Raw genomic sequence first — 13,102 nt, forward strand, 5'->3', positions numbered from 1 at the left:
AACTTCTACTAAGAGCGCCACGTCCTGTGGCAACGTAGAAGTCAGCACATCCATGTGCAAGTAAGGAAGCGAAGAGAACGAAGACCGGAGTGTGCGGAAGTTAAGCTCACAGCGCCGAGAGTTAAGTAATTATTGGATAGCTTTCCGACCTTCAGTTCTGAGCACAGGAAGGGTTTTTAGTCAAAGAGATGAGGCCGGCGTCATCCGCTAGCCAGCCTATGGGGAGAAGCCGCTCAGAAACCGTAGACGAAAAGTCTTTCTTCTTTCTGGTCACCAAGAGAGAGGCGATGGACAACCAATTATTTCTCGCATCGTTAAGAGACTAATCGGGTTTATACTATTTGTCAAACCGAAGTAGATGGTTTGAAATGCGTTGATAGAGCTGTCGAAAAAGATAGTATTTTGTCGAAGCGTTGATAAAAAGAAAATTTCGAAGATAAAATGACTATTTTCGAAGATAAACCGATTAAAATCGTAGAAAACCATTATTTCCGTAGATAAAGCACCTCTACAGCAAAAACAACAGTCCTAAACTTGAAATTCCCCACATAACGATGTATAGTCATCGAAAAATTATGACTTGAGTGAAAATATGTTCACTAAAGAGAGAAAAAGTCCAACTACCCCCATTAACGGGGGCATGTGCAAGTCCTGTGAAAGTAAGATATTGACGGGCAAAGAGGAAAAAGTTAGCAGCGATGCTAACTTTTTTGTTATAAGCTTATATATTTATATAAAAAGACGAAGTCGTGCATATCTGACAAAGTTTTAGACATACCCTAAATAAACTCTAGTCTCAATGCGATTCTATTACTACAAACAACCCTAACTCTCTCAAATACAAAAACTTAAAGAAAAGATTTTCTCCTCTCTCTCTAAAAAGGTGTTTAGAGTCAATTAAAAACGTATATATATATAGTTCAGTTATTTGTATTGAAAGGGGGAATTAGATGTTTACAGAGTTAATAGATAATGATTCCTTAATAATGATGATTCGTATAATTTTCGCAGCAATATTAAGTGGATTTATTGGTTTGGAACGTGAATTCAAAAGACATCCCGCTGGTTTTCGTACTCATTTATTAGTTGGAGTGGGAGCCTGTCTAATGATGGTATTGTCTTTGTATGGCTTTGAAGATTACATACATGAATATCCTAATGTTCAATTTGATCCCGCAAGAATTCCATCATACGTTATAAGTGGAATTGGATTTTTAGGAGCTGGAACCATTCTTGTAAAAGGTGCGACTGTAAGGGGCCTAACGACAGCAGCATCTATTTGGATAGTTGCAGGTTTAGGCTTGGTTATAGGTGCGGGGATGTACTTGTTAGCTGTTTTTACAACAATACTGGTTTTATTAAGCCTTATTTTCCTTAATCGTTTAGAACAATTTCTGTATCGAAAAACAAGGAGAAAAAGGTTAAAGATTACCACTTATTCTGGACAGAATGAAATAGGAAAAATTTTAACAAGTATAGCTGAATATGATCTAACCGTTTATAAATTGCACTTAATATCTTCGAAGAAAGATAAAAAGGGAATAATTAGTTTTAACTATTTTGTGGAATTAGAACCTGAAAATTTAGATGATAAGGTCTTATCAGACTTGATAACAAGCATTAAGGAAGTCGAAAAAGTTTTATAACAAGGTTTTATAAGAGCAGATTTTGGAAATATTTATTATTAAACGTCAAAGTTGAAAAAAATTGAGATTCGCTTTATAGTAAAGTTAAAGTCAAATATAGTCAAAGTCAAGTAAGGAGGAGGTTGGGTGAGGAATATATCAGATATCATTGAACAATATTTAAAAAAAGTACTGGATACTAACGGTAAAGAAATTGTTGAAATAAAACGAAGCGAAATTGCAGATAAATTTCAATGTGTACCTTCCCAAATAAATTATGTTATTAATACGAGATTTACCATCGAGAGAGGATACCTTGTTGAGAGTAAACGAGGTGGTGGAGGTTACATTCGAATTATTAAGGTTCAGGCCAACGACACTGCGCATTTAATCGATCAGATTTTACAGTTGATTCATCAACAGCTTTCCCAAGCTTCAGCTGGAGATATTATAACAAGATTAGTTTCTGAAGGAGCCCTAACTCTAAGAGAGGCAAAGTTAATGTTAAGTGTAATTGATCGGTCGGTTTTGTACATTGAATTACCGCACCGAGATGAGTTAAGGGCACGAATGGTAAAAGCAATGATAACTTCTTTAAAATATAAGTGAAAGTAGGTGAGGAGATGATTTGCCAAGAGTGTCAAGAAAGGCCGGCAACTTTTCACTTTACGAAAGTGATTAACGGTGAAAAAACCGAAGTTCATATTTGTGAACACTGTGCAAAGGACAATAGCGAACTTTTTATGTTTGATAGTAATACTGGCTTCTCTTTTAACAGTTTACTAACAGGTTTGCTAAAAATGGAACCTGTGATAGCAAAAGCGGAAGAGCACAATGTTTTTAAGCAAAGTGTAGTTTTACAATGTGAGCGGTGCAAGATGACCTTTCAGCAATTTTCAAAAGTGGGAAGATTCGGTTGTTCTAATTGTTATGAAACATTTAAAAATCAAATTACCCCTATATTAAAACGTGTGCACGGGGGTAATACGGTGCACGCGGGCAAAATTCCTGAACGGATTGGTGGAGACATTCACCTTCGAAAGAAAGTGGATGAATTGAAAGGCGTCATTCATAATCTTATTTTGCAGGAGGAATTTGAAAAAGTTGCAGAAGTGAGAGATGAAATAAGGTTGCTTGACAAAAAATTAAAAGGGTCAAAAGAGGAGGGGTCATAATATATGTCGCTCCAGCATTTTATAAATAAAGCAATGAGTGCTTGGATGAGTCAAGAAGGTCCAGATTCAGATATAGTGATAAGTAGCCGAATTCGTCTCGCACGAAATATTGCAAAGTATCAATTTCCTACTCTTGCTTCAAATGAGGAAATGCAAGAAGTACTAGACATATTTGAGCTGAAATACTCTGATAAAGACTTTAACCAAATAGGTAACCTTGAATTATTAAAAATGAATGATCTGCAACCGATTCAAAAAAGAGTGCTAGTTGAGAAACACCTAATTAGCCCTAACTTAGCTGAACATGCAAATTTTGGTGGATGTTTACTTTCAGAAAATGAAGAAGTAAGCATAATGGTAAATGAAGAGGACCATATTCGCATACAATGTTTATTCCCAGGTCTTCAATTAATGGAATGCTTAAATGTTGCTGGGAAAATTGATGATTGGATTGAACAAGAAGTTGACTATGCCTTTGATGAAGTAAGAGGTTACTTAACTAGTTGTCCAACAAATGTAGGTACGGGATTGAGAGCTTCGGTTATGATGCATCTTCCAGCCCTCGTGCTTACTCAAAAAATCAATCGCATTATTCCTGCAATCAATCAACTAGGATTAGTTGTCCGAGGTATCTACGGAGAAGGCAGCGAAGCCCTCGGGAATATTTTTCAAATTTCTAACCAAATCACACTGGGTAAGTCGGAAAAAGATATTGTAGAAGATTTAAATAGTGTTGTTGGGCAGCTTATTACTCAGGAAAGATTAGCACGAGAAGCACTATATAACACTTCCCAGGCGCAATTAGAAGATCGAGTTTTTCGATCCTTTGGAATTCTTGCTTATAGTCGAATAATTGAATCGAAGGAAACGGCAAGATGTCTTTCAGATGTTCGTCTAGGAATAGATCTCGGAATCATTAAAGATGTATCAAGAAATATTTTAAATGAACTAATTATTTTCACACAACCAGGTTTTTTACAGCAATACTTTGGTGGACCATTACGTCCAGAGGATCGAGATATTAAGCGAGCAACATTAATTAGAGAAAGATTGAACCTTGAGATGGAACGAAACAAACGGATGGAGGATGATGAATCATGATGTTCGGAAGATTTACTGAACGCGCCCAGAAGGTTTTAGCATTAGCACAGGAGGAAGCTGTTCGTTTAGGCCATAATAATATCGGAACAGAGCATATTCTTTTAGGTCTTGTTAGAGAAGGTGAAGGAATTGCAGCGAAAGCCCTTTTAGCATTAGGGCTTGTACCTGAAAAAATTCAAAAGGAAGTTGAAGGGTTAATTGGACGAGGACAAGAGAATTCACAAACGATTCACTATACTCCTCGTGCTAAAAAGGTAATTGAGCTTTCAATGGATGAAGCAAGGAAACTAGGACATTCTTATGTCGGAACTGAGCATATTCTCTTAGGGTTAATTCGTGAGGGTGAAGGGGTAGCTGCTCGTGTCCTAAACAACTTAGGCGTTAGTTTAAATAAAGCAAGGCAACAAGTTCTTCAGCTGTTAGGTAGCAACGATTCTTCCTCAGGTCATCAGGGTGGGGGAATGACAAATGCCAACACACCGACTCTCGATAGCCTTGCCCGTGATTTAACGGTGATTGCTAGAGAAGGCAACTTAGATCCAGTTATTGGTCGAGGCAAAGAAATTCAGCGTGTCATAGAAGTACTGAGTCGTAGAACAAAAAATAACCCAGTCCTTATCGGTGAACCTGGTGTAGGTAAGACAGCTATTGCAGAGGGATTGGCTCAGCAAATTATTAATAATGAGGTTCCTGAAATATTACGTGACAAAAGAGTCATGACGCTTGATATGGGGACCGTTGTTGCCGGTACTAAATATCGCGGAGAATTTGAAGATCGCTTGAAGAAGGTGATGGACGAGATTCGCCAAGCTGGAAACATTATTTTATTTATTGATGAACTTCATACACTGATTGGTGCGGGTGGTGCAGAAGGTGCAATTGATGCATCGAATATTTTAAAACCATCATTAGCTCGTGGGGAGCTACAATGTATCGGTGCGACTACATTAGACGAATACCGAAAATACATCGAGAAGGACGCTGCGCTTGAACGACGTTTCCAGCCAATTCAAGTCGCTGAGCCAACAATGGATGAAAGTGTACAAATTTTGAAAGGTCTGCGTGACCGCTATGAGGCACATCACCGAGTATCCATAACAGATGAGGCAATTGATGCGGCAGTTAAATTATCCGATCGATACATTGCAGACCGCTTTTTACCTGATAAGGCAATTGATCTAATTGATGAAGCAGGATCTAAGGTTCGCCTACGCTCATTTACAACTCCTCCAAACCTAAAGGAGCTTGAAGTAAAACTAGAAGAGGTTCGGAAAGAAAAGGATTCTTCCGTTCAAAGTCAGGAATTTGAAAAAGCTGCTTCCTTACGTGATACCGAGCAAAGATTACGTGAGCAGTTAGAAGAAACGAAAAAGACATGGAAAGAGAAGCAAGGTCAAGAAAACTCTGAAGTAACTGTTGAAGATATTGCAATGGTTGTTTCAAGTTGGACGGGAATTCCAGTGTCCAGACTGGCTCAAACAGAGACAGATAAGCTCTTGAATATGGAGAGTCTTATCCATTCACGTGTGATCGGTCAGGAAGAAGCAGTTGTTGCAGTTGCAAAAGCAGTTCGCCGAGCACGAGCAGGTTTAAAAGACCCGAAACGCCCAATAGGTTCATTTGTGTTTTTAGGACCAACAGGTGTTGGGAAAACAGAGTTAGCTAGAGCACTTGCAGAATCCATCTTTGGTGACGAAGACTCAATGATTCGAATTGATATGTCTGAGTATATGGAAAAGCACTCAACATCTCGTCTAGTTGGCTCACCTCCTGGGTATGTAGGCTATGAAGAAGGCGGACAACTAACAGAAAAGGTCCGTAGAAAGCCTTACTCTGTGGTTCTACTAGACGAAATTGAAAAGGCTCATCCAGATGTCTTTAATATTTTACTTCAAGTATTAGAAGATGGCCGATTAACAGACTCCAAGGGTCGCACAGTTGATTTCCGAAATACCATTTTAATTATGACGTCTAATGTTGGTGCAAGTGAATTAAAGCGAAATAAATATGTCGGATTCAATGTCCAAGATGAGACGCAGAATTATAAGAATATGAAAGATAAAGTCATGGGTGAATTGAAGAAAGCATTCCGTCCTGAATTCCTTAACAGAATTGATGAAATTATCGTTTTCCATGCACTTGAGAAAAAGCATTTAAAAGAGATTGTCTCACTAATGTCTGATCAATTAACAAAACGTCTAATTGAACAAGATTTATCATTAGAATTAACAGAAGCTGCAAAAGAGAAAATAGTAGAAGAAGGCTTTGACCTCGAATATGGTGCCCGTCCTTTGCGTCGAGCAATTCAAAAGCATGTTGAAGATCGACTTTCAGAAGAATTGTTAAGAGGTGCAATTGATAAAGAACAACTGATTATACTCGATGTTGAAAATAATGAATTTGTGGTAAAAACGGAAGTGAAAATAAATAAATAAACAAATGATCGAGGCATACTTCTCGCAGTATGTCTCAATTTCTTTATCAAGGAATTTATTCACAATCATCATAAATGTCTACAATCCTTGGTAATCTATTAAGAGAGGAACTAATTGATGGCAAAAACGAAAGTGAAGTTTATTTGTCAGTCCTGTGGATATGAATCACCGAAGTGGATGGGAAAATGTCCTGGCTGTGGCGAATGGAATACAATGACAGAAGAAGTGATAAAAGCCTCATCATCAAGGAAAACAGTATTTAATCATTCAAACCAAACTGTGCAAAAGCCATCTCCAATCACAAGTATTGAAACATCAAAAGAGCCCCGTATTCATACTAATTTAAAAGAGTTCAACCGCGTATTAGGTGGTGGAATTGTAAAAGGATCGCTTGTTTTAATAGGTGGGGATCCTGGTATCGGAAAGTCTACTTTGCTTTTACAAGTATCTTCTCAACTAGCAGACAACGGTAATGATGTTTTATATATTTCGGGAGAAGAATCCGTGAAACAAACAAAGCTAAGAGCCGATAGATTAGGTGTAAAAGCACAAAAACTATTTGTGCTCGCAGAGACGGATTTAAGCTTTATTTCAAAGGCAATCGAAGAAACCAACCCTGGTTTTGTTGTTGTAGATTCCATACAAACTGTTTTTCACAGTGAAATTAGTTCAGCGCCAGGCAGTGTTTCCCAAGTAAGAGAATGTACGGCGGAGTTAATGAGAATTGCTAAAACTAAGGGAATAGCGATCGTAATCGTTGGTCATGTAACGAAGGAAGGTTCAATTGCGGGGCCAAGATTGCTAGAACATATGGTTGATACAGTTCTTTATTTTGAAGGGGAAAGGCACCATACGTACCGAATTCTAAGAGCAGTAAAAAACCGTTTTGGTTCTACGAATGAAATGGGTATTTTTGAAATGAAGGAAAGTGGGTTAGAAGAGGTTCAAAATCCTTCTGAAATTTTCTTAGAGGAACGCTCCAAGGGTGCTGCAGGTTCAACAGTATGTGCTTCAATGGAAGGAACAAGACCGGTCCTTGTCGAAATACAAGCATTAATCTCTCCAACCAGCTTTGGGAACCCAAGAAGGATGGCAACGGGTATTGATCATAATCGTGTACCATTATTGATGGCAGTATTAGAGAAACGTGTGGGTCTCTTATTACAAAACCAGGATGCATATTTAAAGGTAGCGGGAGGGATTAAGCTAGATGAACCTGCTATCGATTTAGCTGTTGCGATAAGTATTGCATCAAGCTTTAAAGATGCTCCACCAAAACCGACCGATGTCATTATTGGTGAAGTCGGGTTAACAGGAGAAGTACGAAGGGTCTCTAGAATTGAACAAAGAGTGATCGAGGCTGCAAAGCTAGGATTTAAACGTGCGATTATTCCAGAGGCAAACATAGGTGGCTGGAGCCCTCCAAACGATATCGAAATAATTGGAGTGAAGAGTGTTGCGCAGGCCCTTAAACACACATTAGGGGGTTAAAAGAATGTCAGACAGAGAAAAAAAGTTTAGTGGAAAAACATTAAATGATATTCTTCAATTTGTAGCACCAGGAGCACCAATTCGGGAAGGAATAGAGAATGTCTTACGTGCAAAAACAGGTGGTTTAATTGTCGTCGGACACAATGACAAGGTAAAAGAAGTGATAGATGGCGGCTTTTATATTCATTCAGCCTTTTCACCTGCACATCTTTATGAATTAGCAAAAATGGATGGAGCTATCATTTTAAGTGATTCAGGAAACAAGATAGTTTTTGCTAATGCGCAGCTTGTCCCAGATTCATCAATTATTTCCTCGGAAACAGGTATGAGACATCGAACAGCTGAAAGAGTGGCAAAACAAACTGGAAACTTGGTCATAGCCATTTCACAACGAAGAAACGTTATTACTCTATATCACGGAGAGCTTAGGTATGTACTTAGAGATATTGGTGTCATTCTGACAAAAGCGAACCAAGCGATACAGACGTTAGAGAAATATAAATCGGTCCTTGATCAGTCCATTGTCAACTTAGGTGCACTCGAACTAGAAGAAATGGTCACCTTCAGAGATGTTCTGCAGGTTTTACACAGATTTGAAATGGTATTAAGGATTAAGAACGAAATTAATGATTATGTAAATGAACTCGGCGCAGAAGGACATTTAATTCGCCTTCAATTGACAGAACTTCTTTCAAATTTCGAAGAAGAAGCTGCCCTGCTTATTAGGGATTATAAATATGGTTCTGGAAATGATCACTATCCAATATTAAAACAATTACAGGACTTATCTAGCTTAGATTTATTAGAGGATGCAATTTTATTAAAACTATTAGGTTATTCTCCTTTCACAAATATTGATGAAGTCATCATGTCTAGGGGTTATCGAATTCTTCATAAAATTCCGAGGCTCCCTGGAATTATTATTGAAAAATTAGTGACAAAATTCTTAAATTTGAAACTTATTTTAAGAGCATCCGTAGAACAATTAGACGAGGTTGATGGAATAGGGGAAGTGAGGGCGAAAAAAATTAAAGAAGGTCTAAAAAGATTACATGATCAGCTAGATATTGACCGTCAAATATAACAACTATTTTTAAAAATTTCCCATTTGTTGTTTTATTATAGTGTATTTAGGGTATATTAAAATTGTTTTTCACTTTAAAAAACATTAATCTCAGCAGAAGATTACGAGAGGATTTCATTCTATTTACATTTTTAAGAAACTATTTAACAAATGTGTCATTTAGGTTAGAGTATTTAATACATAGAGGAGGTGAAGGTATGTTAAAACGCATTATACAGCTTGTTTTCCTAAGTGTTGGTGGTATGCTTGGAATCTTCTTCATGCCAAAGCTTATAGAACTCTTAAATATGCAGGACATACCTTTTATTGATACGCCATATACATTAGCGGTGTTAGGAGCCATCATATTCTTTTTAGTTACATTCTGGCTAGTGGATTATGTGGTAAATTGGATTAAAGTTTTAGAAGAATCATTAGTAAAAGCGCCTGTAACGGATGTATTATTTGGTAGTTTAGGTTTGATTTTTGGACTTATAGTTGCATTTCTTATTGTTATTCCATTACAGGACATTCAATACCAAATCTTTAATACGATTATTCCACTCTTTTTGACGCTATTATTAGGTTACTTAGGATTTCAGGTTGGTTTTAAAAAGAGAGACGAACTCGTCAATCTATTTTCGAATTCAAATCGAGCTGGTAAGAAAAAAGGCACAGATGAAGAAGAGGTTGAAGTTGAAGACAAAAAGTTAAAAATCTTAGATACAAGTGTTATCATTGATGGAAGAATCGCCGATATCTGTCAGACCGGGTTTTTAGAAGGAACAATGGTAATCCCTCAATTTGTTCTTGAAGAGCTTCAACATATTGCTGATTCATCTGATGTATTAAAAAGAAACCGTGGTCGAAGAGGTTTGGATATTTTAAACCGTATTCAGAAAGAGCTAGCTATTAAGGTTGAAATATACGAAGGTGATTTTGAAGAAATTCAAGAAGTTGATAGTAAGCTTGTAAAACTAGCAAAATTAACTTCGGGAATGGTGGTTACCAACGATTTTAATCTAAATAAAGTGTGTGAACTACAAAATGTTGGAGTTTTAAATATTAATGACCTTGCTAATGCAGTAAAACCGGTTGTTCTTCCTGGTGAAGAGCTTAAGGTACAGGTAATTAAAGACGGTAAAGAGCATAATCAAGGTGTTGCTTATTTAGACGATGGTACTATGATTGTTGTTGAAGATGGACGTAATTATATTGGAAAGCACATTGATGTTCTAGTAACGAGTGTTCTCCAGACTTCAGCAGGGAGAATGATCTTTGCTAAGCCAAAGCTTCTAGAGAAAGCTTTATAAAGTACTTTAAATACATTAGTATAAAAGAGATAGAGTAGCCCTCGGAAACCCACCAATTCACTAGGGTATTCCTAGGGCTGTTTTTCTTAGAAATAGAAATTTAGCGAAGCGCTGAGTTTACTGGTGAGGAGAACAAAGTATGAAATACCAAGTTGTGATACCTGCAGCAGGTCAAGGAAAAAGGATGAATGCAGGGAAAAATAAACAGTTCATAGAGTTAGAAGGTGTCCCTGTAATTATCCATACATTGCGTGTCTTTCAAAAGCACTCTTTATGCGAAGGAATTGTACTTGTTATTAATGATAAGGAAAGAAATGATTTTTCCTTTTTGTTAGAGAGATATAATATAAATAAAGTCATTCAAACTGTTTCGGGTGGGAGAGAAAGACAGGATAGTGTGTATAATGGATTAAAAGCCGTTAATAATGAAGCGATGGTTCTTATCCACGACGGTGCTAGGCCATTTATCAAGCTAGCAACGATTGAAAGGCTTTTAGAAGTAGCGGCAATTAAAGGGGCTGCAATTGTTGCTGTACCAGTGAAAGACACGATTAAGCGTGTTGAAGACAACCTTGTGAAAGAAACAATTGAACGTGCTAGTTTGTGGTCTGTTCAGACACCACAGGCTTTCAGATTTCCGATAATTTTGGAGGCACATAAGCAGGCTAAAAGTGAAGACTACCTAGGGACAGATGATGCGAGTCTTCTTGAGAGAATTGGACAAACTGTTGCTGTCGTTCAAGGTGATTATACAAACATAAAGCTCACTACACCGGATGATTTATTACTAGCAAAAGCGATACTAGATCAAAAAGAGGAGAAAGATTATCTATGATACGTATTGGTCAAGGATTTGATGTGCATCAATTAGTAGAAGGAAGACCTCTTATCCTAGGGGGCATTGAAATACCATTTGAAAAAGGACTATTAGGTCACTCTGACGCAGATGTTTTGCTCCATACTGTTGCAGATGCTTGTCTAGGTGCGATTGCAGCTGGAGATATTGGAAAGCACTTTCCAGATACAGATGCTAACTTTAAAGATGCAGATTCGGCAAAACTGCTCTCACATGTATGGCAATTAGTGAAGGAACAAGGCTACATTTTAGGAAACATTGATTGCACAATTATTGCTCAAAAACCGAAGATGGCTCCATATATTGATCAAATGCAAGCTCGAATTGCAGAATTACTTGAGTCAGAGGTTTCAAATGTTAATGTTAAAGCTACAACTACTGAGAAACTAGGATTTACTGGAAGGCAAGAAGGGATCGCGTCCCAGGCTACAGTTTTGCTACAAAAAAGCACGTAACTGAGGCAGGCTTTTGTATCTGATCGTTTTTGGTGATAAAATAGGCATGAATTTAGTTTAGTGGAGGTACATAGGATGACAAATGAAATTAGAGTGCGTTATGCACCAAGTCCAACTGGACATTTACATATAGGAAATGCACGTACAGCATTATTTAATTATTTATTTGCTCGAAATCAAGGTGGAAAGTTTATCATTCGTATTGAAGACACGGATCAAAAACGAAACATTGCAGGCGGAGAAGAGAGTCAATTAAAATACCTAAAATGGTTGGGTATTGAGTGGGATGAAAGCGTAGATAAACCAGGCGAATATGGTCCATACCGACAATCTGAACGCACAGATATCTATAAAAAGTACTATGAAGAATTAATTGAAAAAGGGTTGGCATACAAGTGTTATTGTTCAGAGGATGAGCTTGAAAAAGAGCGTGAAGAACAAATTGCTCGTGGAGAAACACCCCAATATTCAGGCAAGCATGCAAACCTTTCCGTAGAGGAAGAGCAAGAGCTTGAAAAAGATGGAAGACAACCGAGTATCCGCTTCCGTGTACCAACTGGTAAGGTGTACCGTTTTAACGATATGGTGAAAGGCGAAATAGCTTTTGAATCGGATGGCATTGGTGACCATGTAATTGTCAAAAAAGATGGGACACCAACGTACAATTTTGCCGTAGCGGTGGATGATCATTTGATGAAAATCTCCCACGTGCTTCGTGGAGAGGATCATATTTCGAATACACCTAAGCAAATGATGATTTTTGAAGCATTTGGATGGGAGACACCAATTTTTGGTCATATGACACTGATTGTAAACGAAAATCGTAAAAAATTAAGCAAACGGGATGAATCAATTATTCAATTCATTGAACAGTATGAAGAACTAGGTTATTTACCAAGCGCTTTATTCAACTTTATTGGTTTGCTTGGTTGGTCACCAGGTGGAGAAGAGGAGATATTTAATAAAGACCAATTCATTGAAATCTTTGACCCTACACGTCTCTCAAAGTCTCCGGCTGTTTTTGATACTCAAAAGCTTGAGTGGATGAATAATCAGTATATAAAAGAAATTGATGGGGATCTTCTTACAGAGCTCTCGCTCCCACATCTAATCAAAGCAGGAAGAGTTGCGGAGACTATGGGTGACCAGGAGAAACAATGGGTTCGTAAGCTCATTACACTTCATCAAGAAAAAATGAGCTACGGGGCAGAAATTGTTGAGCTCACAGAGTTATTTTTTAATAAGGACATTTCCTATAACCGTGAAGAACAAAGTGTCTTAGATGATGAGCATGTTCCAGAAGTGTTAAAAGCATTTTCAAACGAGCTAGCAGCATTAGAGGATTTTTCAGCTGATCAAATTAAAGCGTCAATGAAAGCTGTACAAAAAGCAACAGGTCAAAAAGGTAAAAATCTATTCATGCCAATTCGAGTAGCGACTACTGGGCAAACTCACGGACCAGATCTTCCACAAGCAATTGAAATTTTAGGAAAAGAAACCGTTTTAACTAGATTACAGAAACTTATTGGTTAACTTTTTTTAAAAAATATAATATAGTATGTATAACTACAAGTCACCATAATAGTAT

11 protein-coding genes and 1 other annotated feature (1 of these 12 cut by a window edge) are annotated in these 13,102 nt (G+C 37.5%); all 11 genes read left to right on the forward strand.

The window, feature by feature from the left end:
• The first annotated feature begins 950 nt into the window (after positions 1-950).
• Positions 951-1,646 carry an MgtC/SapB family protein gene (locus tag ACFFIX_RS22500; protein ID WP_378938033.1) on the forward strand — a complete coding sequence of 232 codons (696 nt, stop codon included), beginning with the start codon at positions 951-953 and terminating at the stop codon, positions 1,644-1,646.
• Between the two features lie 126 nt (positions 1,647-1,772).
• Positions 1,773-2,234 carry a CtsR family transcriptional regulator gene (locus ACFFIX_RS22505; RefSeq protein WP_378938035.1) on the forward strand — a complete coding sequence of 154 codons (462 nt, stop codon included), beginning with the start codon at positions 1,773-1,775 and terminating at the stop codon, positions 2,232-2,234.
• Between the two features lie 14 nt (positions 2,235-2,248).
• On the forward strand, positions 2,249-2,800 hold the full coding sequence (gene mcsA, locus ACFFIX_RS22510; RefSeq protein ID WP_378938173.1) for a protein-arginine kinase activator protein McsA: 552 nt from the start codon (positions 2,249-2,251) through the stop codon (positions 2,798-2,800).
• A gap of 3 nt (positions 2,801-2,803) precedes the next feature.
• Complete coding sequence (gene mcsB, locus ACFFIX_RS22515) at positions 2,804-3,901, forward strand: protein-arginine kinase McsB (protein WP_378938038.1); 1,098 nt, start codon at positions 2,804-2,806, stop codon at positions 3,899-3,901.
• The gene (clpC, locus tag ACFFIX_RS22520) at positions 3,898-6,336 is read left to right on the forward strand and encodes an ATP-dependent protease ATP-binding subunit ClpC (protein ID WP_378938040.1); all 2,439 of its coding nucleotides are present in this window, start codon (positions 3,898-3,900) and stop codon (positions 6,334-6,336) included. Before mcsB ends, clpC begins: the two co-directional genes overlap by 4 nt.
• Before the next feature lie 117 nt (positions 6,337-6,453).
• Positions 6,454-7,827, forward strand: a complete 1,374-nt coding sequence (radA, locus tag ACFFIX_RS22525) for a DNA repair protein RadA (RefSeq protein ID WP_378938042.1) — start codon at positions 6,454-6,456, stop codon at positions 7,825-7,827.
• Positions 7,828-7,831: 4 nt separating this feature from the next.
• The gene (disA, locus tag ACFFIX_RS22530) at positions 7,832-8,911 is read left to right on the forward strand and encodes a DNA integrity scanning diadenylate cyclase DisA (protein WP_378938044.1); all 1,080 of its coding nucleotides are present in this window, start codon (positions 7,832-7,834) and stop codon (positions 8,909-8,911) included.
• A 197-nt stretch (positions 8,912-9,108) separates the two neighbouring features.
• Entirely contained in the window at positions 9,109-10,203 is a 1,095-nt protein-coding gene (locus ACFFIX_RS22535; RefSeq protein ID WP_378938046.1) for a PIN/TRAM domain-containing protein, read from the forward strand.
• Between the two features lie 139 nt (positions 10,204-10,342).
• A complete protein-coding gene (gene ispD, locus ACFFIX_RS22540) occupies positions 10,343-11,038 on the forward strand; it encodes a 2-C-methyl-D-erythritol 4-phosphate cytidylyltransferase (RefSeq protein ID WP_378938048.1) in 696 nt (231 codons plus the stop codon).
• Positions 11,035-11,514 (forward strand): 2-C-methyl-D-erythritol 2,4-cyclodiphosphate synthase, encoded by a 480-nt coding sequence (gene ispF, locus ACFFIX_RS22545; protein WP_378938050.1) that lies wholly within the window; start codon positions 11,035-11,037, stop codon positions 11,512-11,514. Before ispD ends, ispF begins: the two co-directional genes overlap by 4 nt.
• A 75-nt stretch (positions 11,515-11,589) precedes the next feature.
• Complete coding sequence (gene gltX / locus ACFFIX_RS22550; RefSeq protein ID WP_378938052.1) at positions 11,590-13,047, forward strand: glutamate--tRNA ligase; 1,458 nt, start codon at positions 11,590-11,592, stop codon at positions 13,045-13,047.
• 53 nt (positions 13,048-13,100) lie between these two features.
• Positions 13,101-13,102 (forward strand) — a binding site (T-box leader) (it continues 244 nt past the right edge of the window).

It is taken from the genome of Metabacillus herbersteinensis, assembly GCF_042433335.1.
In the GTDB taxonomy this organism is placed as follows: Bacteria; Bacillota; Bacilli; order Bacillales; family Bacillaceae; genus Metabacillus; species Metabacillus herbersteinensis.

Coding starts and splice junctions, on each gene's coding strand:
- ispF (WP_378938050.1), top strand. CDS start 11,035: ATGATACGTATTGGTCAAGGATTTGATGTGCATCAATTAGTAGAAGGA.
- ACFFIX_RS22500 (WP_378938033.1), top strand. CDS start 951: ATGTTTACAGAGTTAATAGATAATGATTCCTTAATAATGATGATTCGT.
- radA (WP_378938042.1), top strand. CDS start 6,454: ATGGCAAAAACGAAAGTGAAGTTTATTTGTCAGTCCTGTGGATATGAA.
- gltX (WP_378938052.1), top strand. CDS start 11,590: ATGACAAATGAAATTAGAGTGCGTTATGCACCAAGTCCAACTGGACAT.
- mcsB (WP_378938038.1), top strand. CDS start 2,804: ATGTCGCTCCAGCATTTTATAAATAAAGCAATGAGTGCTTGGATGAGT.
- clpC (WP_378938040.1), top strand. CDS start 3,898: ATGATGTTCGGAAGATTTACTGAACGCGCCCAGAAGGTTTTAGCATTA.
- mcsA (WP_378938173.1), top strand. CDS start 2,249: ATGATTTGCCAAGAGTGTCAAGAAAGGCCGGCAACTTTTCACTTTACG.
- ispD (WP_378938048.1), top strand. CDS start 10,343: ATGAAATACCAAGTTGTGATACCTGCAGCAGGTCAAGGAAAAAGGATG.
- disA (WP_378938044.1), top strand. CDS start 7,832: ATGTCAGACAGAGAAAAAAAGTTTAGTGGAAAAACATTAAATGATATT.
- ACFFIX_RS22535 (WP_378938046.1), top strand. CDS start 9,109: ATGTTAAAACGCATTATACAGCTTGTTTTCCTAAGTGTTGGTGGTATG.